Genomic DNA, 26,087 nt, shown 5'->3' with positions numbered 1-26,087 from the left:
CAATGAGTCTACCATCGCTTAGTTTACGCAGGCCGGTGATGGCCATGGTTATGTCGATTGTCATCGTGCTGTTCGGTGTCATCGGCTATACCTTCCTGGGTGTCCGCGAATACCCGGCTATCGACCCGCCGATTATCTCAGTGCGTACATCGTATGCCGGTGCCAATCCGGATATTATTGAATCACAGATAACCGAACCGCTCGAAAAGTCGCTGAACAGCATCGAGGGTATCCGGAACATTTCATCCACCAGTTCGCTGGGGTCGAGCAACATTACCGTTGAATTTGAACTGGGGGCCGACCTTGAACGGGCTGCCAACGACGTACGGGACAAGGTGTCGCAGGCCCAGCGGCAGCTGCCGCAGGATATTGATGCGCCCCCGGTGGTTTCCAAAGCAGATGCCAACTCGGAGCCGATCATCTTTATGCCGGTGCAGAGTACCACCCGTAACCCGATGCAGTTGTCGGATTACGCCGAAAACGTGCTTCAGGAGCGGTTACAGACCATTCCCGGCGTTAGCCAGGTCAACATCTTTGGTTTGAAGCGCTACGCCATGCGTCTGTGGATCGATCCGCTGAAATTATCCGCGTACAAGCTGACCACCCAGGATGTGCAAAACGCCCTGAACCGTCAGAACGTAGAACTGCCCGGCGGTAAGATCTACGGCAACAATACGGAGCTTACGGTGAAAGCCATTGGCCGGCTCAAGACCGAAGAGGACTTTAATAACCTGATCATCCAGCAGACCAACAGCCAGATCATCCGTTTTCGGGATGTTGGGTATGCCGTACTGGGGCCGGAAAACGAAGAAACGTCGGCCCGGCAGAACAACGCCCAGGGAGTTATTATGGTGCTGGTGCCGCAGCCCGGTGCCAACTACGTCGACATTGCCGATGAGTTCTACAAGCGACTTGACGATATTAAGCGCGAGTTGCCGCCCGATATAGTCATGGAAGTCGGCACCGACCGCAGTAAGTTTATCCGGATGTCGATTGAAGAAGTGGTCGAGACCCTGATCATTGCCTTTGTGCTGGTGGTTTTGGTCATCTACCTGTTCTTCCGCGACTGGCTCATTTCAGTTCGTCCGCTGATCGATATTCCCGTGTCGCTGATCGGCGCGTTCTTCATTATGTACGTCGCCGATTTCAGTATCAACGTGCTTACCCTGCTAGGTATCGTGCTGGCAACGGGTCTGGTAGTGGACGACGGGATTGTGGTGACGGAGAACATTTATAAGAAGATTGAGGACGGCATGGACCCGCGCAAAGCGGCCAAGGAAGGATCCGAAGAGATTTTCTTCGCCGTAATTGCTACCTCCGTGACGCTCGCCATCGTATTCCTGCCGATTATCTTCCTCGAAGGCTTTGTCGGTCGCCTGTTCCGGGAGTTTGGTATTGTGGTCGCGGGTGCCGTGTTGATTTCGGCCTTTGTCTCCCTGACCCTGACGCCGGTGCTGAGTGTAAAATTGACCCGCAAGCGCAAAGATAAGGATGGTGTTCATTATCATCAGCATTCGTGGTTCTACGAGAAAACCGAACCGTTTTTTCAGTGGCTCGATAATTCATACCGGTCGTCGCTAAGCGGTTTTATGAAACAGCGCCGGTGGGCGTTCGGCATTATAGCGGCCTGTCTGGCGCTGATCTACTTCATCGGTACCAACCTGAAGTCGGAGCTGGCTCCGCTGGAGGACCGGGGGCGTATCCGGATTCCGATCACGGCACCAGAAGGTACCAGCTTTGAGGCCATGAGCCGCATTTCGAGCCAGGTAACCCAGTTTATCCTGGATTCCATTCCTGAAGCGACGCTGACGTTCAACGTGATCGGTGGCGGTGGCGGTTCGGGTGCGGTCAACAGCGGTTTCGCGTTTATAAACTTGAAAGACGCCAAAGACCGAACGCGCTCGCAGCAGGAAATTGTCGATTACCTGAACAAAAACCTGAAGAAGTTCAGCGACGCCCGGATGATCCCGGTGCAGGAGCAGACTATTCAGGTTGGACGGGGTGGCGGTTTGCCCGTACAGTTCGTGATTCAGAACCTGAACTTTCAGAAGCTGGAGGAGCGCCTGCCCAAGTTCATGGAAGAAGCGCAGAAAGATCCTACGTTCCAGGGTGTAGATACGGATTTGAAATTCAATAAACCGGAACTGAACATTACCATCGACCGCGAAAAGGCTACTAACCTGGGCGTGTCGGTGCAGGATGTGGCGCAAACGCTGCAAATGGCGCTTAGTAACCGCCGGCTGGCTTACTTCCTGATGAACGGAAAGCAATACCAGGTCATTGGTCAGGTAGACCGGGAAAGTCGCGACGAACCCCTCGACCTTCAGTCCTTCTACGTCCGCAGCAATGACGGTAGGCTGGTGCAGCTCGACAACCTGGTGCAGTTGCAGGAAGTATCCGGACCACCCCAGGTGTACCACTTCAACCGGTTTAAATCAGCTACAGTATCGGCGGGTCTGGCACCGGGAAAAACCATAGGCGATGGGGTAGAAGCCATGCGGGCCATTGCCGCCCGAACGCTGGACGATACCTTCCAGACCGCGCTGTCGGGCCCTTCGCGTGACTACGCCGAGAGTTCGTCCAATACGCTATTTGCCTTTGTGCTGGCCCTAGTGTTGATCTACCTGATTCTGGCGGCCCAATTTGAAAGCTTTACCGATCCGCTCATCATCATGCTGACGGTGCCCCTGGCTATTGCCGGTGCGGTGTTCTCCCTGTGGCTGTTCAACCAGACGCTGAATATTTTCTCGCAGATTGGTATCATCATGCTCATCGGTCTGGTAACCAAAAACGGTATCCTGATCGTGGAGTTTGCCAACGAAAAGCGGAAAGAAGGCCTGAACAAGATTGAAGCGGTGGTGGAGGCATCGGCCCTGCGCCTTCGCCCGATCCTGATGACGAGTCTCGTAACGGCCTTCGGTGCGTTGCCGATTGCTCTGGGTTTGGGAGCGGCCGCCAAGAGCCGCATTCCGCTGGGTATCGTTATCGTGGGCGGTATCATGTTCTCGCTGATCCTGACGCTCTACGTGATTCCGGCCATGTACTCGTTTATGTCGCGTTACCGCAAGCCTGATACGATATATGAAGAGGAAGTTCAACCGGCTACCGTTCCGGCCAACGGGCAAACACCCCGTACCGAAGAGCGACCGGTGGAGGAGCCAAACGTGTAAAGTTGACCATGTTATTGATTAAGTAGTTAGCTGGTGCAACAGGAGAAGCCGCCGGTTCAGACGCAATGCTGAACCGGCGGCTTTTTTGTTTCCGTTGAATCAGTTTGAGGCCGGACTCGCTAAATAGTACGAAAAAAATTTCGGGAAGAAACTAAGGTTCTAGTCAGGGAAAACGAACCGTTAACGGCAACATCGTCCTTTCAAAAAAGTGTCAATCTCCGACAAAGGCCTTTACTTATCCGGAAAATGACTTTTAAATCAAACTTCCGCCATTTTCTCCGCCGGAGCCAGCTCACAACAATTTGGGGTGTAATTAATTATTACACAATACAATACAAGTTTGCATCAACAAATCAGCGAAGCTATGTGGCACCAATTAGCGAAGAATCCGGAAGTCATGAAGGATGTGTTTAGGGATGAAACTCCGTCGCTGGAGGGGGTAACCCTGCACAAAGTGGCTTACGTATTCAATGAGTATACCGATGTATTGCTGACGGTAAACCTGCCGAACTACCCCCAAAATCCGCCCGGCAAATGGGCCGACCGGGAGTATAACACGGTGCAGGTGACCCTGCGGCTGGTGGGTGTGCTGAGCACCGGCCTGACTGCGTTCGGCCCGTCGGAACGAATCAACATCAAAATAGACGATAAGCAGAACTACCTGATGCTGCAGGCAACCAGCGATATCGTCAACTTCAGCGTGAAATTCAAGTGGCTGTATATTTCGGCGGTGACCGGGATGCAGCAGGCCACCACGGCCGCCTGAGCGTACGGATAGACCAAAACCCACCATACCATGCAGCGGGCGTGGCTGGTGGGTTTTATTTTGTCTGGTGTTACCCGTCGATGGATAAGCTTTCCCCGAACGTATTAACATTTATGGCGGCCAGCTAGTTTACGACTACACTTGCTCTCATGTTATGAACTACCAACCATGTCACTGCACCGCCTGCTTAGTAAGCTGTTTTTCCTCACTGTTATCCTGCTGACGGCTCTGCCGCCCGTGCAGGCCCAGCGCCACCGGCCACGACTGCCCCGCACCGTTATGGACCGGCCCGATATGCCTTTTGTGTATTTTCCGTATCCGCTGGGCAAAGGACGATGGATGGGGTCACTGGGGGTAGCCTTTACCGTACCGCCCCGTGCCGTCACCGAAGAATTCCAGTACTCGTTCCCCCGTGCCGATCTTAACGTGCTCCGGGGCCTTTCCAGGCATATTTATCTCGCCAGCCGGCTCACGGCTCAGGGTCTGCAGAACCACCTGACCATTGGCCCTCGCTATGCACGGCCCGTGAGTGAGCGAATCAGCCTGTCGATCGGCGACGATTTTGGGGTCTGGGGCGGCCTGCTCAAGTCGAGCCAGTTTAACAGCCAGAGCTTCGGGTTTTTGAATTATCCCAATGTATCGCTGGGGTATCAGGTCGACCCAGAGCTGCTGCTCACGATGAAAGCGGAGGTTATGCTGAACCTCTACAACTGGTCGAAAGTAGGCCAGGTTACCACCAGAACCGACCAGATGCAGGTCGAAGGCGTGGGCCTGACCATGGCCATGGAGCAACCCTTTTATGGTCGCAAACACCTGCTGCTGGGGTTCCGGGCGCTCTATACCAATTTCAACTGGCAGTTCTGGTCGCTGTTTGTCACGTTTGACCGGCGGTTATTTTACCCGGAACTATTTATAGGGTTTTATTTATGAGAGCGGGCCGATACTTATTCCTGTTGGTCTGGCTGCTGGGCTGTCAGTCAGAATACGAGAAGATGGTCCCCGTGCCGGCGCTGATGAGTCCGGAATTCACCAGTCCGGAGGCCCGCCCGCTGCCGGCCTCCCTGCTCAGCGCCGTTGAGGGAGTCTATGCGGTAGGCGATGGCACCGACCTGTTTGGCGGGCAGGTGGCGCTGAAATGGACATACCAAGCGCAGGGACGGGATACCACGCATTATTTGTCGGTATTTACCGGACAGGAGGCCATTTTTCTGGTGCTGGAAGGTCGCCGGGCAGGAAACGCCCTGCTCTTTGAAGGCTACTGGCGAAAGCTGCTGAACACCGATACCGGCACGGCCCGTTTTACCGTTCCGGCCGATCGGGGTGGTAGCCGGCTCCTGGCCGGGTTACCCATAACTGCGCAGGCACCCATTATCCTTCAGGGGACGTACGGGTACGGAGCGGATCAGCCGGGTTTTGGCGTTACGCTTACCTACCAGCGCCCAGTAAGCACCAAACCTTTTCAGATCTTGGCGCACCGGGGGGGCGGCCGCACCTCCGATCTGCTGCCGGCCTCCGAAAATTCGGTGGAGATGATCCGGCTGGCGTCAAGGCTGGGCGCCACCGGCGTTGAAATTGATGTCCGGCTGACCAAAGATGGCGTACCGGTGCTGTACCACGATGCGCAGCTGAACCTGCGGCTGCTGAAGAAAAGTGGCCTGGTGGGCAGCGTCAGCGATTATACCTACCCACAACTGGCCACTATGGTTCAGCTTATGCACGGCGAACGAATTCCGACACTGACCGATGCGCTGGAAACGGTGTTGAACCAAACGCCCCTGCAACTGGTCTGGCTGGATACCAAGTTTGAAGGATCCATGGAGAAAGTACGGGATATTCAGCAAACGTACCGGCAGAAAGCAGCCGCAATGGGGCGTACGCTGGATATTCTAATCGGCCTGCCGGATGAGCAGTCGGTACGTATGTATGAGCAGTTGGCCGATCCGGCGGCCCCCGCCCTCTGTGAACTGGACATCGAAACGGTTCGGCGGATAAATGCCAGGGTGTGGGCTCCCCGCTGGACGCTGGGACGCCAGAATGAGGCCGTACAGGCAGCGCAGGCCGAAGGTCGCCGGGTGTTTACCTGGACGCTGGACGATCCCGTCTATATTGAACAATACATGACTCAGGGCCGCTTCGACGGAATTCTGTCCAACTACCCGTCGGTACTGGCCTACTATCACTATACTGGCCAATAATTACATGAACCAGCTGAATCGATTTGCCTGTTGGGGCGTAAGTGCGCTGCTGACGCTCGGCAGTGGACTGACGCACGCGCAGGTCCTGCCGAAACTGGATACCGTTCGCTCGGACAGCCCGCAGACGGAGCGCTTTGCACTGGTAGTCTATACCGGATCGGGCGTATCGTTTTATTCGGCGCCGATTCAGGTGGCCGATGGACTTCAGCAGGTACGTACCCGCCGGATGGGGGTGCCGGCTACGGTCCGGCTCATGTGGCATCCCGACCATCGGCTGCGGGTTGGGATAGAAAGCGGCTGGACCCCAATGTATGCCTACAGCGCTCAGGCCGATGACCGGCGCAGCCGGGTCTTTGTATCGGCCATACCCCTGCTGGTAGTATACTCCATGCCGGTTACGCGCCGGTTTGCCCTGTTTGGCGGAACCGGCGCGTATCTGATCAACTCGACCCTGCGGTATAATGGGGTGGTCCGGGCCAACGCTCTCAGTCTGGGCTGGATGGTGGCCGGTCACTTTACGCAGCCCATAACCCGCAACCTGGGCGTGGCCGTTGAGGTGAAGTGGCATGACGCGACCCAGACCAATGATGCCAATTTTGCGCTGGAACTACAGCTGGTCTGGCGGGCCTACCGGTGGCGGTAATTCGCTCAAAAGTGGACAGACTGGTAAGCAAAAGCATCATAAAATCAGTTATACCACGAAAACAGGCTATGCAGACAGACAGTACGGGGGCGGAGATGGCGTTTATTGCGGATACCCAGGCGCCTATGTGGATTGAAGCGGTTTTTTTACGCAAAAATAATAATGCCAAAGCGACAGCGGCCATTTTTACGGACGTGGTTTCCCGAAAACCCAAAACCTTATATTGGCTTGGCGATATTGTAGCCCTTGGTTATAAGGCAGGCACCTGGCTGATGATCGATCAGTTCCTGACGGAGTGCCGCAAAGGAGGCATTGATGTGCATGCCATTTTGGGGAATCACGATGTTATGGGTCGCCCAAAACGCGGTATGTTAAACTTCCAGCGCCGTTTTCCCGAGCATGTACCGACCGGATACTACCACGTAACCGACTCCGTAGCCGTGATCATGCTGAATTCCAATTTCAATGTGATGTCGCCTACGGCGCAGGCTGAGCAGCAGGTCTGGTATGGCACCGCGCTGACGACGCTGGAGAACGACACGGCTATTAAATCAATTATCGTAACCTGCCACCATGCGCCGTATACGAATAGCCGTATAGTCAGTTCTTCAAAGAATGTGCAGCAGCGGTTTGTGCCGCTGTACCTGAAGTCGAAGAAGGCGAAGTTGTTTATTACCGGCCACGCTCATGCGTTTGAGCGCTTTAGGGTAGAGAACAAAGACTTTCTGGTGATTGGGGGAGGGGGGGGGCTTACCCAGCCGCTGAATACCTCATCCTCCCGTATGGCCGACGAAGCTACCGAGTACAAACCCCATTTTCACTACCTCACCGTCCGGCGCGATGATGAGCAGTTACTCATCACCTCCCACCGGCTCAAAGCAGATCTTTCGGGCTTTGAAGACGGTTATACCTTTGCGATAACGTAACCGCCCGTGGCTTGCTGGCGCAGCTATAATGGTTAACGATAGCAGCACGTCAGTTCGTCGCTTTTCCTAATAGTGCTTCTGGTTCGTCGGTGGTGATGAAATCAACTTGTTGGGCCAGAAACCAGTCCATGGCGGCTGGGTCATTTACCGTCCAGACATTTGTGGAGAGCTGCTTCTGCCGGGCTTCAGCCAGCCAGTTTTCGTTCTTTTTCAGGACGGTATGGTTGTAATCCAGTCCGTCCAGTCCGTCCTGGGCGAGTAGCTCGGGCGCTTTGTCGCCGTTCAGGTAAGCAACCTTGGCGTAAGGGTCCAGCGATTTTACTTTTTTGCAGACATCGTAGTCAAAGGCAATGTACTCGACCCAAGCCTGCGCTTTCTGCTGCCGGACCAGCTCCACCACTTTTTGCGCCAGGGCCAGTGAGCGTTCCTTGCTGATGATCGAGGTCTTTATTTCCAGAATCAGCCGGGTCCGGTTCTGCTTCATCCCCTCCTGCAGGTAGGCTATAACGGTGGGCATCGGCTCGCCGTTACTTAGTTTGATTTGGGTCAGGGCGCTCGCGGCCGTTTTCTCAATGAATGTTCCCTGATAAGCTGGGTCATGATTGACAAACAGCACCGAGTCAGCCGACATATGCACGTCGAATTCGCTTCCCATGCAGCCAAGTTTGATAGCGTGCTGGAGCGATCCAATCGAGTTCTGCGCAGCGCCGGTATGTTTCCAGGCTCCCCGGTGGGCAATTACTTTGTTGTGGATAAACTGATCCTTCACTACCCGGAAGGTTTGACTTTTTTTGCCGGCGGGTGTGCGCCACTCCAGGCCCACATCATACCAGGTGTCGGCCCCGGCGGGGGCCTTCCGGAATTGCAGCTGGTTCTGGTCGTTCAGGGAGAAGAATTTGGCTGACGGTCCTGTCAGTTTTACTTTACTAAGCTGAGTGCCAGGGCCGGCCGGCACTACGTTACCTATGGTCCGACTTTGATCAGAGAAGGTATAGTTGGTCAGTAAAAGAGCCTCCTGAGCGTACGCATTTCCGGTGGCTAAGCCCGTAACAAGCATAGCTTTAATGATAAGTCCTGTTTTCATGGATAGTAAGCAATTCGGCGGCAAGTTATTCAATCGCACTGGTTTTTAACAAGCGCTGCGGCTGTAGGTTCAGTATTTTTTCTGCTGCACATACAGACCTTCCTGGGGCCGGGCCTGTGCGTCATCGTATAGCTTTTCCAGCTTTTTGGCTTCTTCCTCCGGGAGACCGAAGCGCATGTAATGCCCCATTTCGTAGTTGTTGGCCGGATCATACGGATCGGCCATGAAGATATACGACAGAGTCCCGTCCGCGTTTGGCTTCGACGGGTACTGCACCCGCACTTGCCGGCACGCGTCCGCTTCCTGTTTAGGCATCTTGCCGGCCTGCAGCGCCTGATCGCACACCTGCCAGAACCGCTCGATGTACTGCTCAAACTGCTGCTTTCTGTCTGGTTTTACGTAGTTGATCCAGATCGCCATCGGCTGGTTCTGCCCCGCCCTTGGCATAGAAGCCGCTCCTGCCGTTGAAACATTCCCCGCTGATGCGGATGTAACCAGCTGATTCAGTGCCGGCAGTTGCTGGTCAGGCAGTAACAGGGCCAGCGACATATTTTTCAGTTTCCAGCCGTTAGTGTTTTCATAAACAGCTACCTCCCGCACAGGAGCTTTGGCAAAGGGCCATTGTGTCTGCTTGGTCACCACCGCAACACGGCCGCCTGCCAGAGGCATAACCTCTCGCGACAACGTTTTTACGTCCAGGTTCAGCCGGTTACTTTTAAAATCCTCTTCTACCCGTTTCCGGAAAACATCCATCGGCCACCGGTCAGCTGGATCGGTGCCGTAGATGACCGCGTCAGTAGCCATATTCTTAAAGAAGGCATTGAGGTCTCTGGCCCGTAGGGCGTCGTAAATCTGCTGATCGACGGCTTCAACGTCGGCTGCCTTGAAGGATTGGGCCTGGATGCTATGCGAGAGCAGCAGCACGCAGCATGCGATAAACGTCTTTTTCATTGGTAAATAGTTTAGTAAAGGATTCTCTGGATTATTTGATGATATCAAAAGTTGTATATGCTTCCGTTATATCCCACTGTAATTTCAGAATGCCACCTTTCTTTGTTTCCTGAATGTCGATTGTAAACTGCTCTTTGGGTGTAGTCAGTGTTCTTATATGAAGAGGAATTTGGGCTACTTCTTTGCTTCTATTCGGATCGGTAGGCCATGTAGTCGTATCGGTATTAAAAATAAGCAGCCAACTGTCCCGACGGGGAATGGTATACAGGCTATACTTGCCTTTCGGAATAATGGTCTTGCCGATGCGTATGCCGTTCTGAAGCGTAAGAACCGTTGCCGCATTGGCTCCTGTTCGCCAAACCGAATCATAGGGTATTACGCTACCGAAGATTTTCCGTCCGCGCTTAAACGGCCGGCCGTAATCGATCTCAATCCGGCTGTTTTGGATCGTAGCCCGTATGGTATCCCTGGGCGACGGGAATCCTATACCGGGCGATTTGGCCATCCGTTTCGCCAACTGGTCGACATCAATAGGTTGGTGTTTGGTGACGATAAAGTTGTACGGCGTACCGGTGCCGTCGGTGCTGAGTATGCGGCCGCTGGCATCAACGCGGATAGGTCGGTAATCGATGAAGGGGCCACCAAACACCATGGTATCCCGGCTGGTGTATCGAACGCTGATATCGCTAACGGTACCACTATTGGTCGTGTGTAGGGAACCCAACGCCTGTTTGCCCGATTTGGCCAGTCGCATACAGGTCCATTCCATCAGCGAGAACAAAGGATTGCTACCGCCGTAGAAGTCCATGCCCTTAGCCGCCTGTTTCCGTATTACTTCGGTTGGGCTACCCATCATAGAGATGTAGAACGTACAGGTATCACCGGTACAACTCATGGTCCGGCTGTACGGAAACCGCCAGCCCTCTTTCGATTGAAGCGGTACCGAACTGTTCAGCGGGTCCATAGCGGTCATGCTGTACTCCCGAATGGTACCGTCCGGATGGAAATGAATGCTGAATACTCCTATGTGCGTGTCGAACAGCCGGAACAGAACCTTTCCGTACAGGTGATTATTCACCATATTGTACGTTTCCACAAAAGCGGTATCCGGACCAAAAGTCCCGACAAACGAAGCCGTGTACGGTTTACCCTGTCCCAGGCAGACGCCATAAGCAAATAAAGAAGCCGCTATAAATAAAGCAAAGCATCTGACTCTTGCTTCATATTACCAGGGATCAAAATCGGCTTTGTTGGTGACGTGAAACACGCGGCTGTAGGTGCCCCGGATGTACCGGACTTGGTACCGGTGACCAGCCAAATGGGTACAATGCGTTTGGAATAAGTTGAAAATAGTGACCGGTACCCGGCCGACGAAGATCACCTCCTTGGTCAGCATCTCCGGCGTTAAAGTCTTCACTACCTCTCTTGACCGGGTATGTGCAGCTTCAAATCGAGCCTTCAGTACATCCAGTGTCGGCTCCTGAACAGACAAAGGATTTTTATCCGTTAAGTAGCGGCCTTTGTTTTCAATAGCATCAGGCATCCATTCTTCAAACCAGCACAGATGACCGACTACCCAGCGGATTGGATTCGACTCAGGGTTAGGTTTCCAGTCTGCTTCTTTCTCGGTGATTCCTTTCAGATTTCCCCAGAGCGATTTATACTGATAGTCTGCCATATCCGACAGTAAGCTGACTTCCTGCATGGCGCACTGGTTCTCTTGCGATGTTGACGGCAGTGTAGCGGCCAGCAGGGACGTAACGGCGCAGGCTGTGGTGCCCTTCTTCAGGAACGAACGCCTTGAGTGTTGGCTCATCATAAAAGAGTTTAGGACTATTTCTTTGCCGCCGGCGAACTGACCAGTTGATCTGCTTGATTACAACAGCCGCGCTGCCGTTGGCTACCAGGGTAATCGTCCGCGAGACAGTAATTTAGTACGTAAACATCCGGTCGTGGTCGACAGAGAGCTGCACCAGCACCTTCGGCATGGCAAACTCGGCCGGTTTGCCTTTTATGTCGTCGTCGGTCATACCCCTGGCTTTGGCCGACATGCCGGAGAGGTAAAACCGGCCGCCACTTTTGACAATGGCTTCGTAGTGTTCCTTTAGTTTTCCGGTGCCTACGCCCTCCACGGTATCCATCTCTTTATCGCGCAGCAGCAGCACAGCGTTACCCGCCAGAAACAGGGAAACCGTATGGCCTTCTTCCAGGGCGGCTTTGGCGACCAGAAACGCCAGGGCGGCCCGCGTGGGGTCTTCCGGGCCGTGGGTGACGTGTACAAGAATTTTCATGGTGGGAGCTTTGGGTTTAGCAGTACGGCTCTCCGGCTGCGCGGAAGCCGCCAGGCCGGTTTGAGCCTGTCCACCCAGGGCAGACAGGATCAGGCCTAAAACAAGACAAATTGTTTTCATGAAGTTGGCTGTGTTGAGCAGAACGCCTATTCGTCTCTGATGAGCGTTTTGGCCTGTTCGGCCATCTCGGGCGTTATCTGCACCTGGTGGACTTCCTGAGCGTGCTGGGCGGCCTGTTGCAGCACTTCATTTTCACTGTCGGCTTTGACGATGCCGGGGCAGTCGAACCCCAGGTCTTTGCAGTGGAGTACTTTCATGGTTATGGTGATTAACGGTCTTCTGGAATTTTTCAATCAAAGTTGGTTTTTTTAGGCCGGTTTAACAATACCCTAAAAGGGGTATTTTCCGCTAAAATCAGAAGATATACTTTTGGGGATGAGGATGGTACCTGGAAGCATCCTGTTTTCGATCCTATGTATGCCACAGATTTTTCTGCCATTCCGCCGTTATCGATACCGGGCCGTTTTGCTCGGGCTGCTTCTGCTCGGACTGCCCCTGACTGCGCAACTGGTTGGTCAGGATTATAAGCTGGATCATGGGTTATATGAACAGGGCCTCGTCGATTTGTGGGAAGTCTGGTGGTTCCGGCTGCTGCCCCTGATGGTGCTGCTGATAGCCGTGGCTTTGTTTAATTATTATACCCAGCGCCGACACTGCCGCCAGATGCAACAGGTCTTGCGGGTACAGGAAGAAGAGCGCCGGCGGCTGGCCGTTGACCTGCACGACGATGTAGGAGCAACCCTGTCGGTCATCAAAAGTGAATTGGAGGCCATACCGGCTCTCCGGCAGGATGTTAGCGGCCCCATTCGCCTGATCGACAAAGCCATTCAGGATCTTCGGGGGATCGCCCACCACCTGATGCCGCCCGAATTCATGACGCTGGGCCTGACCGAAGCCATTCGCGAGACTGTCAAACGCGCCGAAGCCCGTTCGGGCCTGGCGTGCATCTTTATTACCTACGGCGAGCAGCAGCGCCTGCATCACGAAACGGAACTCGTCGTTTACCGCATTGCCCTGGAGCTGATCAGCAATGCCATTCGGCACGCCAACGCCCGGCAGGTGACCGTACAATTAATTTTTTATCCTAACTATGTCACTTTATTGGTTGAAGATGACAGCAGGGGCTACCCCGATCCCGTGCAGCATGAACTGGCGGGAACGGGACTGCGGAACATCCGCTCGCGGGTAGCCTTCCTGAACGCAAAATTACTGATCGACTCGGGGGAGAGTGGTACCACCATTACCTTGGAGATACCAATTAAGAAAAAACTGTATGGCTTGGGAAGGAAACGCTATCAACATAGTCATCGCAGACGACCATCAGCTTTTTAACGATGGCCTCAAGAAGTTACTCACCTACGAAGGCAGTCCTTATCAGGTCGTCGACCAGGTGTATACTGGTCCTGAGGTAGTACCGGCTATTCACAAACATCGGCCTGAGATCGTGCTGTTGGACATCAACCTGCCCGGTCGTAACGGCATCGATATTGCCCGGCAACTGGCCAAAGAGTATCCGGCGGTCCGGATCATAATTATTTCCATGTATAGCTATGAGAAGTTTGCCAATGAACTGAAGCAGATCGGCGTACCGGGGTATTTGCTGAAGAGTGCCTCAAATAAGCAGTTAAGCCTCTGTCTGCAGCGGGTAATGGAAGGCAAAACGTATTTCGATGCAGATTTGGACGGTCACGTAGAACTGTTGTACAAAGACGATGACTTTATTAAGCGATACAACCTTTCCCGTCGTGAGATTGAAATCATTAAGTTGATCAAGCTGGGCCTCCCGGCCTCGGTAATAGCGGAGAAGCTTTTTCTGTCGGAAGAAACGGTGAAGACCCACCGCAAAAATATCTACTACAAGCTCAACATCAACAGCGTGGCCCAACTCATCCAGTTTGCCAATGACCTGGGGCTGTAACTTATAAACTATATTCCAGAATCATACGAAAAATACCCCTTTTGGGGTATTGATTGCAACGCTGCGATTCCTCAGCTTTACGGACAGAACCGCGTATAGAATCACGTCCGGCAACTATCATTAGAAAGGGCGTAAATCGGAAAATTATCATGAAAAGTATTTAAAAATTGAAAGTATGAAAAAGATTCTAAGCACATTATGTCTAACTACAATGGTATCCTTCGCGCTTCTGTCTTGTCAAAAAGATGGTGACGCGGGTTCCTTAATGGGTGTCACTCCTAAAGACCAGTCTAACGCCAGGGGCGGCCCTCCGGCAAAAGTCCAACTTTGTCATACAGAACCAGACGGAACAACTTATACAATAGAAGTACCTGAACCGGCAGTAGCGGGGCATCTGAAACATGGGGATGTGATGGGGCCATGTCCTACAACGCCTGTTACGCCTAATTAATAGCCTAAAATATAATAGCTATACCGGTTTTATAGATAATTTCAGGAAAGTACAGGGAAGATTGCTCCGGCTATTTCTCTGTACTTTTTTATTACTGCCCTGCCTGAGAATATAAGCTTAGTTTGTCTTATGCATACCTCTTTATCTTCGATAAAAAATAGCATAAAACCTCAACAGGTTCTGGTGGTCTGTATGCTATTGTTAACCCTGACCCCAGGTGTATTTGACCTGCAGGGATATGCTAAGTTCCGTGTACCCAAGTACTTGTTTTTCTCGTTTTTTGTGATTGTTCTTAGTGCACTACCCGTTGTTTTCAGGCAAGACATAAGAAGAGTTAACTATAACTTTTTATCCCTGGCGTTTCTGTTGTTCACAGGCTCTCTTTTGATCAGTTACTTTTTCGCCTATGATCAGCCTATGAGCCTCTACTCAACGTTTGACCGGATGGAGGGTTTTTGGTACTATTTTGCCTTATGCCTTTTATTTATTTGCTGTTCAACGGTCACGGTCAGTAAAGAAAATTGGTGCCTCATCTTTTATGCCTGGGTCGCTGTGGCTATTGCTGTTACCCTGGGAGGCTTACTGTTTGAAAAAGAGTTTGGACCCCAGCGCCTGTCATCTTCCCTGGGTAATCCTTCCTATCTCTCCCATTATTTACTGAGTAGTATAGCGTTGCTTTTTTTAGTTGCTGATACGCCTGCTCTTTTCCAGAAAAACGCCTTCATTTTTAGTGCAGGCGTGCTCATCCTCCTTGTTGGAGTATTTTTCACCTTTACCAGAACAACTTATATTGGCCTTTTGGCTGGAGTCTTTGTTTACCTGTTCCTGCAAAGGCATGAGCTGGGTTATTGGGTTACAAGTAAGCCAAAAACACTGGTGGTCTTTTTGGCTGGACTGCTCGTCACAGGATGTACCCTGACTATCTTTTATTATAACCGGCTTTTATATTCCCTGACCAATGCGCATACGTTAACCGACAGGCTCAGATTATGGAAAATAGCCGTGGCTGGTATTAAAGAAAGGCCGGTGTTTGGGTGGGGCGCTGATAATTTCGTATATGTTTATGATAAATACCAGGTGGGTGCCCATAGTGTTGCTCCGCTCCTGTATGATCGCAGTCATAATGTATTTCTGGATTGGTTTGTCCACGGCGGTATACTAAGTGGCTGCTGTTATATATTTCTTTGGGGCACGCTGTTGTGGTATATCTGGAAAACAACCCTGAGCCAACACCAAAAGGCCATACTGACAGCCTGGTGGATTGGTTCTATTATTTATCTGTTTTTAAATATTGATAACCTGCCCAACTGGATACTATTTATTTTTATCGCACTCTATGTGCTGAATAACCTACCCTCAACCCACGTATACCGGATTGCTGATAAGCGTTTACTGAATCTGTTAGGTGCCGCCTGTGTAATTTCTGGCTTTTGTTTGTTTACGCAGAGTGTCAATGACACCTTTCAGGCATACCTGCTTACCCGGAAATTTGCTGCTACTACAAACCCTGAGACAAAGCTCGACATTATAAAGACGCTTATCGAAAAAAACGCTTCGGCAAACTACACCATGGTATCACCAATTTATGACTATGCGTTTACTATTCGGAATAGTGATATGGCGCTGAATCTAAAGAATGACTATAACCGCTATGCATTTTATTTTATTGAGAACGAGATCCGGAAAAGGCCAGCCTCTGTATACCTGCTTACTAAATTAGCCGGACTAAATACCGGTTCAAAAAATTATGCCGGAGCAATTCGAAATTTTCAATCAATTATTGCGATTAATCCGGCCAATCCGGGTCCGTATGTTCAACTGGGTAAATTATATTTCTATTTTAAACGCTATCGGGAGGCCTACGCATATTTTGACAGAGCTGAGCGAAAGGTACCCTTTGCCGAAACGACATTAATGAAAATCAGGGTACGATCGTTGCTGGACTCTGCGTATAATTTTGAGCCGGATCTCCTTCAACTATCCGGTGATGATCGTATAAAGAATGTATTTCTGATTGGTACTATTTTTCGTGAGGCAAACAGATTACCCGATTACGTCCGGTGGATTTGGAAAGGTGGTTATTATGCAAAAAACGGGGCTTCGGCAACAGTGTTGTACGAATTTGCTACCAGTGCATACGCCATAGGTGACATGAGTACCCTTCGGCAAGTGCTTACGATGTATGCCTATAGTTACGGGTGTTCTCCTCAGTTTGCCAGTGATGTACTGGTTCTGGCGACCAACGGTGTCGACCCTTCTCCTAAATTGCTGGAGTATCAGCGCTACTGTAAATAGTTTCTTTGCTTAACTGTTGCACCAGAGTTCAGAATACATTTACCCGGCGAAACAGACCTGCCCTCAATAAACAAAGAGAACGGCTCCTAAATAAGGAGCCGTTCTGCTTTACCCTAACCTATTGCAAAAATTGACTTACAGAAAATAATTTATGCATCGTATAAAGATTTCAGTTGGGTATTTTACAAAGCAGTGATCTTCTCACTTCTCCGTCTGCAGGTACTGCACCGCCCGTTCCAGCACTTCATCGCGGCCCTGCTGAATACCTTTGATGGTTGGGCGTACCTCGATGTCCGGCTTCAAACCTATTCGCTGCATGGGCTTGCCATCGCCGTAAGCCGACTGGTGACCGGTGTAGGCCATGAAGATGCCGCCCGGAATGGGGTAGCCATAGGCTGTTCCGTTGGCGCCCGCCGTCTGGCTCCCGATAAACCGGGTTCCGTTGGCGGCCCTTAGGAACAGGCCGGTATGTTCGGCCTGGCTGATGGCCGACTCGTCAATGAGCATGACCGTTTTGCCGCGATATATCCAGCCAGCAGGAGCGGGGATCATTTGCTGATCCTCTTCCCAAACTTTCTGGCCGCCATAATAATCAACAATATTGGCTAAATTCGGCTGGAGATTAATGGGAAACGTAAACAGGGCGCCGGTCACGTTCTTTTTGTCGGTCAACCGGCTGGATATGGCCCATAAAGTGACGTTAGGGTAGCCTCGCATATCAAAAATGATTGCTTTCGTGTTTTTAAACAGGGTAAACATCGAATCCACTTCCGTTTGCTTTAACCGGTTGAGATCCGCGTAACCAATATCGTTTGTTATAAATCGGAGCATGGGCTGGTTCAGTCGATCGTTCAACTGAGGGCCCCACTCTTCCCGCTCCAGGGCTTTAGCGTGCTTCAGCGCAACCGTTCTAACGGTACCCTCCGCATCTTTAATAGTAAGCTGTGTGGTTTCGCCTTCGTCCCCGCGTAGCAGGGCTTCCGACAGAAAATAAGTTTGTGAGACTTCATTGGAAGCCGCCCGGTATTTTCGGACCTCATCAATCAGCGCCTGCGGCTTTTTGCCGTTGATGGCCAAGATCACATCGCCCCGTTTCAAACCAACCCGGCGAGCCACCGAATCATTGGCGATCACATTGACGATAAACTGGCCCTCTACCATTTTGCCGAAAATACCCGACGAGTGAGTTCCGCCATTGGTAATCTTGGGGTACAGTGGACTTCCGATCATGCCGTGACCATCGTTAATATGGGCGTTGAACTCCGCAACGGCTCTCAGGTAATCGAGCGAATCCCTGGCCAGCACAAACTTAGGCAGCATCTCCCGGTACACCTGATCCCAATTGTTATCCATTAAATGCTTGTAGGCAAAAAACAGGTCAATGGATGTATAGATCTCGGCTGCGGCCAGTACTCGATACCCCAATGAGGGATAGGCTCCCAACTTGTTATAGGACTCCCTATACACATCAAAATTTGACACGGGCAGCATTATCGGAACCACCGGCGGGGCCTTATACGTAAAGCCGTTGCGGATTAACTGCTGCGCTTTGGTCGGCAAGGTGGCCGCGTCGGCCGGTTTGTAGGTCAGTGTAGGCGTTATGCCAGTCGAACCATTCTGGCTGACCAGTTCACTTCTCCGCAGGCGTATCAACACACTGTCGGCACCGTAATACCGGTACTCACTGCCGGTTATGTCCCCGGCGCCCTCTTCCTGGATAATGGCGGCTTTGCCCTGCGTCTGTAAGCCAACAACCAGCGGAGGGAGCTGAGCCAACGAATTCACGATGAACACCATCGGAACGTCCTTTTTGCCCTGGCCCCGGATAGGCAGGGCTCTCTCCAGTTGAAAATACCGGTTGAACCTGGTTTTGTGAATCAATATGCGGTGAGAAGGTGCATAGAAATTTCCTGTATATAGCTGGCTGATACCGCCGTTTCCCAGAACGGTTTCGATGTCCGACACCGAAGCGCTCTCCCGGCCGCTAACCGGCCTTAGGTCAAAGACGACCCCTTTGAGCTGTTCAGGATTACTTAATGCTTTCGCTAGCTGAGGAGCGGCTCCCTGGTCACCCGTGACCCAATTGGTTCTGAGGGCTTCGTAGTGGGTGAGGTCCACGTACAGGGTACTGTCTACTATTCTGTAGGTTATCGGGCTGGGTTTAGGAGTACCGGCGGGTGATGCGGTAAGTACGGTGGTTAGGGGATCATCCAGTACCGAAAGCAGCTTGATCAGCACAGCCGCATACTCAGACCGGTTTCGGGTAGCCAGCACAGCGGGCACCGCAGCGGCAAAGGCTGAATCCCAGCGCAGGGCTTTGGTTTGCAGGTTGGGGTGAAAGTATTTGACGTAGCCGTACAGCTTCCCGGCATCGGCCAGCCGGTTATATTGTTCGTTGGTGTAAGCCGGCTGGGCAAAGGCCGACGAGCCTTGTATCAGGAGAAGCCCGATAAGGGGTAAACATCGGTAAAGCCAATGCATATCGATCCAGTTTCCCTAAAACTAGCATGCGTAAATTCTTCCGGCAATACCCTAAAAGGGGTAATTTACAATTCGGTCAGCAGAATTCTTGTGTCAGCCCGGCTACTGGCAAAAAATAGCCCAGCTCTTTTTTTAAGAGCTGGGCACCAAAAACAATCGCTTTGCCTGTTTGCTACTTTGCCGTGGCATTGGCCGTTGGCGCGGCCGTTACCTTCATGACGCCATTCATGATGCGCCAGTGGCCGGGGAACGTACACACATAGGGGTACTCGCCCGGTTGCGCAGGGGCCGTGAATTTCAGTCGGTACGTCTGGTCCGGATTCACCAGCGGAGTCGCGGCAATAACCTGCGGAATTGACGGTACGTAGTTTTTCTCGGCACCGTCTTTCGCCGTAATCATCTTGTCGGCGGCTGCCCCGATGATCTCCATCGTTTTCGGCTTGCCGATAACAATATTGTGCTGCATTGCGTCGGGGTTTTCGAAGATGATCTCCACCGTTTTGCCGGCCGTTACCGTAAATTCCTTTTTGTCGAACTGCATGGCTTCGCGCACGGCCTTGATGCGGACAATCTCAGCATTCGGGTCTACCGCTTCGGCAGCCTGCACACCCCACGCCTGCATCACGCGGTTCAGGCGCTCGCGGGTGTCATCGGCTACGGTATTGCTCAGACTGGCCAGGAACGCTTTGTCGGCATCCTGAACCGTGGCCCGCCGGCGCGGAGCCCAGCCATCAACGACGCCCTTAAGAAGCGCCTGGCTATAGGCCTTGTCCAACTTTTGGGCGAGCTTCAGCATGGCTACCGCGGAGTCGACCGGCATAGTTGAGACATAGCTGCGGATGGCGCGCTCCATGGCGTAAGCGGTCAGGTTTTGCGGAGCCTGGTACGTTACCTTCACCATCCGGCTGTTGTTGCCCTCGTTGGTCTCGGCGATGACGTTGTCGCGGTCGATTACTGTAACCACGTTATATGTACCCGGCTGATCGGAGTTGAAGCTGATGTTACCGATCCACGGACCGTTATTGCCCTGCTCAATCGTCACTTTCTCACCAGGGGCAATGCCTTTGTTGAACACCTGACTGGTCAGGTTAATGGTGCGTCCTTCTCCCTGAATCCGGATGTTCAACGGCACAATCGTCCCGGCCGGAATGGCTACCCCGCCCTGGTTCTGTACTTCGTAGATGAACCGCACCGTTTCGCGCAGCGATGGGTTGGCTGGCTCCATCCGTACGTTGGTGATGACCAAATCCGCTTTATCACCCTTCGGCGTAATGGCGGCCGATGTAGAGACCGTTGCTGCGTTGTTAGCGTTCGCCTGCATCGCTGAATGATCGTGATTCGTCATGCCACCACTCGTCGATGCGCTGGCGGAAGATCCCGCCTTTTTCAGCGTTTGCGCCAGGTACTCCCGGCGTAGTTTGCCGCCATGGCTGTTGAGGACCACCGCAAAGGCTTCGGGCATCCAGCGGTCCGTTACTTCTTTGGCATTTTCAAAACGGGCCAGAATGGCTTTTTCGGAGGCTGCTGTCAGCGGCATTTCGGACAGAGCGAGCAGCGAGTTCAGCACCACCACCGGCTCCTGGTCGTTCAGCGCGTTGGCCTGAAGAATAGAGGCCACAGCGGCTTCGTTGCGGGGTAGCACCTGCACGGCCGTTTTGCGAACACCCGGACACGGATGCTTCAGCGCCGAAACGGCTGCCTGCAGCGCTAGTCCGCCATCTTTCAGGGCGCCCAGCCCATCCAGCGTCCATAGCGCATGAATAGCCGCCGGGTTAATGCCGATCTCGTCCAGCGACTGATCGTTCACCAGCGCAATTAGCTGCGGCACCACGTCTTTCTGACCACGCTCCACCAGCAACCGCTGTGCCGACTGACGCCAGAACATGTTGTTATTCTTCAACGCAGTCACCAATTCCTGCGGACGGTCTTTGCTCAACGCCAGGGGCGTATAAGCCGGAGCGTTCTTGTACGCCACCCGGTAGATACGGCCGTGGGTATAGTCGCGCAGGTCGGTTTGGTACGCGTTACCCGGACCATTCTGAGCACCCTTAGGCGTGGGGTTGTGCTGGATAATAAAGCTGTACCAGTCGGCAATCCAGACGGCTCCGTCCGGACCAACTTCGGCAAATACCGGCGATACCCACTCATCCGCCCCGGCCAGCAGGTTAAAGCCGCCTTTGTCTTCGTAGTTGGTACCCTGTTTTTCCATTTCGTTCTCGTGAACAATGTGACCGGTCGGTTCGCAAACGAAAGCAACCCGGTTCCAGTAACGTTTGGGGAACGCACGGGCGGTATAGAAGTTGTGGCCCGCTGCCGCCGTGAAACCACCGAATACGTCCACCTGACGAACTTTATTCGTGATCGGCTTCATGTCTTTGTGCGTATCCGTGCTGCGGCTACCGTTGTCGAAACCGGGGTTAGAGATAAAGTACCGGTGCGGGATGGTCATGTACCAGCCGTGTGAGTTGTTGGCTGTTGAGCCGAATACATCACCCATCTCGTTGAAAGCAAAACCCCAGGTGTTGTTGGAGGTACTGGTCACGTATTCCAGTTGCGAGCCGTCCGGTTTGAAGCGGAAAAAGCCCTGGCCGAATCGTACGGAATCGGCACCCACCTTACCCCGGAAACCCGAGTAGCCTACCGATCCCCAGATCCAGTTGTCGAAACCATAGTGCAGGTTCGACGGACCAGCGTGCGTGTCGTATGTGCCAAAACCCGTGAACAGAATCTTCCGCTCGTCGGCTTTGTCGTCGTTGTTGGTATCCCGCAGGTACAGCATGTGGGGAGCCTGTGAGACGATCAGACCACCATTGTAGGCTACCATACCGGTCGGGATACTTAGTCCCTCGGCGTAGCGGGTAAACTTATCGGCTTTGCCATCCTTGTTGGTGTCTTCGCACAGCAGGATGTAATCGCTACCACCGGTTTCTTTCCGCTCGTTCGGGTAGTCTTTGGTGATCAGCACGTATAACCGGCCACGCTCATCCCACGTCATAGCAATGGGGTGCATCACGTTGGGTTCGGAGGCATACAGGTCCAGCGTAAAATCCACGGGCACCTGAATATGCTTCATCGACTCTTCCGGCGAGAGTGCCAGCTGCTGCAGTTGCGGACCGGGACGTTTTTCGTAGTTCGGCAGATTTGCCTCTTTGTACGCAAACGGCTGCGGCTTCAGGTCGTCGTGCAGTTTATTTACTTTTTCACCGACAGCCCAGAGTATTCCCCGCTCCAGCAACTCCTGAAAGCCCGGCTTTTCCCAGGTGCGCTCGTCGTGACCATAAGCAGTATAGAACACCCGGCCTTTGCCGTAGCTGCGGGTCCAGGTATACGGTTCCGTTTTAGCGTCGGGCCGGTTGGCCGCTGCCATGTCTTTTGCCTGGTCGGCTTTGATTTCGCGGACGGCCAGTACGTTGTTGTCGGCCTGAAGTTTGCTGTGCAGGTATGTTTCGTCGTATGATTTAAACGGTTGCAGACCCATCACGGCCGGGTGATTCGGCTGCGTAAACGTGGTCTGAATGGAATCCATCCGGTGCCGCCAGAACTGCCCACCGACCATCTTCACGTACTCGGCCGAGTTGCGGAAGCAGTACGACGCGCAGTGTACCGGAATCAAGCCTTTGCCAGACGATACGAAGTCCAGCAGCGCCCGCTCCGGAGCCGGTGGGATGCTGTCCCAGTTGGCGAAAATCATCAGCCCGTCGTACTTGCTCAGGTTCTCGGTGTTGAGGTCGTTCAGGTTTTCGGTATACGTAAAATTGATACCCTTATTCCCCAGACCCGCCATCAACGTCGGTATGAAATCAATCGGGCGGTGATGGCCCCGATCACCTAAGAACAGGATCTCAACCCGACGGGGTTGGTCTGCCTTTGAGGCTTTTCCGCTGACACTTGCCTGTTGAGAACCACCAGTCCGGGCGCATTGCGTCAGCAGAGCGGTCAGGCTCAATAAACAGAGTAGGGTTTTCCAGTTATTCATAAATCGCTGCGGTTTCGAAAATAGATTTAAAATCAGGCACGTTCATCAGCTTACCACCCTGCATCGCCGACTCGTGCGCCAGGATACCCACGCTGGTCCAGTTCGCCGACTGCCATACGTTGGGGAAGGGATCGCGGTCTTCAACGATAGCCATAATAAACTCGTGCGCCAGGTGCGGGTGTGAGCCACCGTGGCCGCTGCCCTGCACAAACGACAGGTGCGAATTCTCGGCCAGGTCGTAAACACCCTGCGTGGTAAAGGACTGAATTTCCTTTGGCAGGTAATGCGCGTAGTCGGGTACCTTCACGCGTTCTGGAATCAGGTGTTCCTCTTTTTTGGCGGTATGGATGACCGGATCTTCGCCTTCAATGAGCGGCCACTCAAACGACTGCTTCGAGCCGTACACTTCAAAGCTCTCGCGGTACTGCCGCGCCGTATCAAACAGCGAGCGGTACACATACGCCGACAGGTCACTTTCCTTAAATTTGATATGCGCCGACTCCACCGCAAACGGCGAGTTGTAGTGCTGAATCAGCTCTTCCCGGATCGTACCTGAACCGAAACAAGATACATATTCGGCTTCCAGTTTCAGCAGACCCGCAACCGGTCCAACGCAGTGCGTGGCGTAGTGCATCGGTGGCAGACCGGGCCAGTAATCCGGCCAGCCGTCCATGTCCTGCTGGTGGCTGGCTTTCAGGAACTGCACCTTGCCTAGTTCGCCTTTTTCGTACAATTCCTTGACGAACAGAAACTCGCGGGCATACACCACGGTCTCCATCATCATGTATTTTTTGCCGGTCTCGCGGCAGGCTTTTACTATCTCTTTACATTCCTCCACCGTAGTCGCCATGGGCACCGTACAGGCTACGTGCTTACCGGCCCGGATGGCTTTTAGACTCTGCTCGGCATGGTTGTGGATGGGTGAGTTGATATGCACGGCATCCACGTTCGGGTCAGCCAACAACTCGTCGTAGTTGGAGTAGCGTGTATCCACCTTAAAAGCATCCCCGATGGCGTTCAGCTTTTCAGGGTTGCGCTGGCAGATGGCGTACATATTCACGTTCGGGTGACGCTGGTAGATGGGGATAAATTCGGCACCGAAGCCGAGACCGACGATCGCAATGTTGACAGGTTTCATAATGGGTTGGTGGCTAAAATTATCGTATAGGTTAAAGGGAGTCCGTAGTCAGTATAAAGCCTTATACCACTTTGCCGTTGCCGGAAAGGCCATCCAGCCCAACGGCATCTTCCAATGCGGGCGTCTCAATTAGTTTGGTCCGCATCATCGCCAGGCCATCCACGGCCAGCTGTTCCGGCGAATGGAACATCTTCCGGACGATGTGAGCGGCTGATGCCAGATCCGCAGGGGTCAGCCCAAAGGCTTCAATGCTAATCGTACCGGTATAGCCAATCTCGTTCAGCACGTTGAAGATGGCGTCGAAATCAACCTGGCCCTGTCCGGGCGTCGACCGGTCGTTTTCCGAAATCTGCACATGCGTCAAGTAAGGCGCACAGGTACGTAAGGCTTCCGGGGAGTTTTTCTCCTCAATATGGGCGTGAAAGGTATCGTACATCAACCGGCAACTGGGGTGGTTGACGGCCTCCACGTATCGAATCAGTTCGTCGGCAGCCGTAATCAGGTAGCTTTCGAAGCGGTTCAGGTACTCCAGGCTCAGGACGACACCCTGGGTTTTAGCGTAATCAGCTACTTCCCGCATCCCGTCCACCGACCAGTTCCATTCCTGCCGCGTCGCCGGCTGACCGGTAAACGTTTTAAAGCCGGAATGATATGGACCCGTCAGCAACCGGGCTCCCAAAGCGCGGGCGCAGTCGATTACCCCTTTCAGCCGCTCGACGGCTGCGAGCCGCACGGCCGGGTCCGGACTGATGAGGCTAAACTCCGGTCCGCAGATGGAGCAGGCCACCCGTTCCAGCCCCAGGGCGTCGAGTTGTTCGCCAATACGTGTCCATTTCGATACATCGGTATCGGCGATGGGTACTTCCACAAAATCATAACCTGTCTGTTTCACAAAGGCCAGCGTTTCGCTGAGGTCCTCGTTCATTGTGGTCGTCCACAGAAACAGGTTAATGCCAAGTTTATTCATATTTTATCTCCAAGAAGTTGTACAAAGCTATGTATTCCCACAACGTACTGCTTAGCCTATGATGGCGAATGTTGATACTATTTTGACATGTTTTATCGAAATAGTACTGGTTTTGGTTGAAAGTACAGTAAGGTAGAGACTGAATGGCAATGTTTATGGTGATTGAGCTATCTGGTTTCCACCAAGAAGATGTGGGATTCTTACATTTATAAATACCACATATGGCGCGTTTAATCGGCCGTGATGTGATTTATCTCTATAATAACTTTAATCGCCATTTTAGTTAATTATTACAGTGCTATGTAGTTTAAAAGAATGTGGCTACGTATGAAGGCATAATAGTCAACTTAATAATGTTCAATTATCAGATGTCTGTGTTTCATCGGTAAAATCACAAGAAAATTTTCGGCACAAGGAAAATAAATCAACATATTCTCTCGTTATATTTATATCTGAGCAAGGTGAACTGGGCAACCCAATAGGCTGCCTTTACTATATCTAAAAAAACTGCTACACCAATTCTGCTGACTCTTTGAGGCTTACACCAGCAGACAGAAAGTCTCCCAGCTATTTTAAAGTAAGCACTTGACAAAGGCTAGAAAAGCCTCTACCTTTGCAGTCCCAAATGAGGGAGACGCTTCCGAGAGGCACTGACAACAGGACTTTAGGAGCACCCATCAGGCGGGGCAATCTTCTGCCGAAAATACAAAAAATAATTTCAGCAAAAGACTTGACACGGGACAGAAAAAGTGCTACCTTTGCAGTCCCAATTCAA

19 protein-coding genes are annotated in these 26,087 nt (G+C 52.5%); 9 read left to right on the top strand and 10 right to left on the bottom strand.

The window, feature by feature from the left end:
- Positions 1-2 precede the first annotated feature (2 nt).
- The 6 genes from ABD949_RS10130 (at position 3) to ABD949_RS10105 (ending at position 7,700) form a co-directional block, all read left to right on the top strand.
- A complete protein-coding gene (locus ABD949_RS10130) occupies positions 3-3,170 on the top strand; it encodes an efflux RND transporter permease subunit (protein ID WP_345243096.1) in 3,168 nt (1,055 codons plus the stop codon).
- Positions 3,171-3,534: 364 nt separating this feature from the next.
- On the top strand, positions 3,535-3,936 hold the full coding sequence (locus tag ABD949_RS10125; protein WP_345243095.1) for an Imm50 family immunity protein: 402 nt from the start codon (positions 3,535-3,537) through the stop codon (positions 3,934-3,936).
- Positions 3,937-4,104: 168 nt separating this feature from the next.
- Positions 4,105-4,866: a hypothetical protein gene (locus tag ABD949_RS10120; protein ID WP_345243094.1), complete on the top strand. Its 762-nt coding sequence runs from the start codon at positions 4,105-4,107 to the stop codon at positions 4,864-4,866.
- Positions 4,863-6,131: a glycerophosphodiester phosphodiesterase gene (locus tag ABD949_RS10115; protein ID WP_345243092.1), complete on the top strand. Its 1,269-nt coding sequence runs from the start codon at positions 4,863-4,865 to the stop codon at positions 6,129-6,131. The genes ABD949_RS10120 and ABD949_RS10115 overlap by 4 nt, the downstream gene beginning before the upstream one ends.
- Before the next feature lie 4 nt (positions 6,132-6,135).
- The gene (locus ABD949_RS10110) at positions 6,136-6,774 is read left to right on the top strand and encodes a hypothetical protein (RefSeq protein ID WP_345243090.1); all 639 of its coding nucleotides are present in this window, start codon (positions 6,136-6,138) and stop codon (positions 6,772-6,774) included.
- A 68-nt stretch (positions 6,775-6,842) separates the two neighbouring features.
- The gene (locus ABD949_RS10105) at positions 6,843-7,700 is read left to right on the top strand and encodes a metallophosphoesterase family protein (protein ID WP_345243088.1); all 858 of its coding nucleotides are present in this window, start codon (positions 6,843-6,845) and stop codon (positions 7,698-7,700) included.
- A gap of 49 nt (positions 7,701-7,749) precedes the next feature.
- Here ABD949_RS10105 and ABD949_RS10100 read toward each other — a convergent pair whose 3' ends face one another.
- The 6 genes from ABD949_RS10100 to ABD949_RS10075 form a co-directional block, all read right to left on the bottom strand.
- Positions 7,750-8,784 carry a glycerophosphodiester phosphodiesterase gene (locus ABD949_RS10100; RefSeq protein WP_345243087.1) on the bottom strand — a complete coding sequence of 345 codons (1,035 nt, stop codon included), beginning with the start codon at positions 8,782-8,784 and terminating at the stop codon, positions 7,750-7,752.
- A 69-nt stretch (positions 8,785-8,853) separates the two neighbouring features.
- Complete coding sequence (locus tag ABD949_RS10095) at positions 8,854-9,735, bottom strand: nuclear transport factor 2 family protein (protein ID WP_345243085.1); 882 nt, start codon at positions 9,733-9,735, stop codon at positions 8,854-8,856.
- Positions 9,736-9,766: 31 nt separating this feature from the next.
- Positions 9,767-10,831 carry a DUF2911 domain-containing protein gene (locus ABD949_RS10090; RefSeq protein WP_345243083.1) on the bottom strand — a complete coding sequence of 355 codons (1,065 nt, stop codon included), beginning with the start codon at positions 10,829-10,831 and terminating at the stop codon, positions 9,767-9,769.
- 129 nt (positions 10,832-10,960) lie between these two features.
- The gene (locus ABD949_RS10085) at positions 10,961-11,554 is read right to left on the bottom strand and encodes a DinB family protein (protein ID WP_345243081.1); all 594 of its coding nucleotides are present in this window, start codon (positions 11,552-11,554) and stop codon (positions 10,961-10,963) included.
- Between the two features lie 112 nt (positions 11,555-11,666).
- Positions 11,667-12,146 carry a DsrE family protein gene (locus ABD949_RS10080; protein WP_345243079.1) on the bottom strand — a complete coding sequence of 160 codons (480 nt, stop codon included), beginning with the start codon at positions 12,144-12,146 and terminating at the stop codon, positions 11,667-11,669.
- A gap of 26 nt (positions 12,147-12,172) precedes the next feature.
- Positions 12,173-12,343, bottom strand: a complete 171-nt coding sequence (locus tag ABD949_RS10075) for a DUF1059 domain-containing protein (protein ID WP_345243077.1) — start codon at positions 12,341-12,343, stop codon at positions 12,173-12,175.
- Between the two features lie 160 nt (positions 12,344-12,503).
- Here ABD949_RS10075 and ABD949_RS10070 point away from each other — a divergent pair, with 160 nt between their 5' ends.
- The 3 genes from ABD949_RS10070 to ABD949_RS10060 all read left to right on the top strand — a co-directional run bounded on the left by ABD949_RS10070 (position 12,504) and on the right by ABD949_RS10060 (position 16,750).
- Entirely contained in the window at positions 12,504-13,418 is a 915-nt protein-coding gene (locus tag ABD949_RS10070) for a sensor histidine kinase (protein ID WP_345243075.1), read from the top strand.
- Positions 13,360-14,004, top strand: a complete 645-nt coding sequence (locus ABD949_RS10065; RefSeq protein ID WP_345243074.1) for a response regulator — start codon at positions 13,360-13,362, stop codon at positions 14,002-14,004. Before ABD949_RS10070 ends, ABD949_RS10065 begins: the two co-directional genes overlap by 59 nt.
- Positions 14,005-14,584: 580 nt before the next feature.
- Complete coding sequence (locus ABD949_RS10060; protein WP_345243072.1) at positions 14,585-16,750, top strand: O-antigen ligase family protein; 2,166 nt, start codon at positions 14,585-14,587, stop codon at positions 16,748-16,750.
- 201 nt (positions 16,751-16,951) lie between these two features.
- Here the strand turns inward: ABD949_RS10060 and ABD949_RS10055 are convergent, their stop codons facing one another.
- The 4 genes from ABD949_RS10055 to ABD949_RS10040 all read right to left on the bottom strand — a co-directional run bounded on the left by ABD949_RS10055 (position 16,952) and on the right by ABD949_RS10040 (position 25,312).
- Positions 16,952-19,231 carry a S41 family peptidase gene (locus tag ABD949_RS10055; protein ID WP_345243070.1) on the bottom strand — a complete coding sequence of 760 codons (2,280 nt, stop codon included), beginning with the start codon at positions 19,229-19,231 and terminating at the stop codon, positions 16,952-16,954.
- A 172-nt stretch (positions 19,232-19,403) separates the two neighbouring features.
- Positions 19,404-23,207 carry a PVC-type heme-binding CxxCH protein gene (locus ABD949_RS10050; protein ID WP_345243068.1) on the bottom strand — a complete coding sequence of 1,268 codons (3,804 nt, stop codon included), beginning with the start codon at positions 23,205-23,207 and terminating at the stop codon, positions 19,404-19,406.
- Complete coding sequence (locus ABD949_RS10045) at positions 23,200-24,345, bottom strand: Gfo/Idh/MocA family protein (protein WP_345243067.1); 1,146 nt, start codon at positions 24,343-24,345, stop codon at positions 23,200-23,202. The genes ABD949_RS10050 and ABD949_RS10045 overlap by 8 nt, the downstream gene beginning before the upstream one ends.
- 61 nt (positions 24,346-24,406) lie before the next feature.
- Positions 24,407-25,312 carry a sugar phosphate isomerase/epimerase family protein gene (locus ABD949_RS10040; RefSeq protein ID WP_345243065.1) on the bottom strand — a complete coding sequence of 302 codons (906 nt, stop codon included), beginning with the start codon at positions 25,310-25,312 and terminating at the stop codon, positions 24,407-24,409.
- Positions 25,313-26,087: the final 775 nt, after the last annotated feature.

It is taken from the genome of Nibrella saemangeumensis (assembly GCF_039541915.1).
Classification (GTDB): domain Bacteria; phylum Bacteroidota; class Bacteroidia; order Cytophagales; family Spirosomataceae; genus Nibrella; species Nibrella saemangeumensis.
This window is presented reverse-complemented; position numbering and strand designations above follow the sequence as displayed.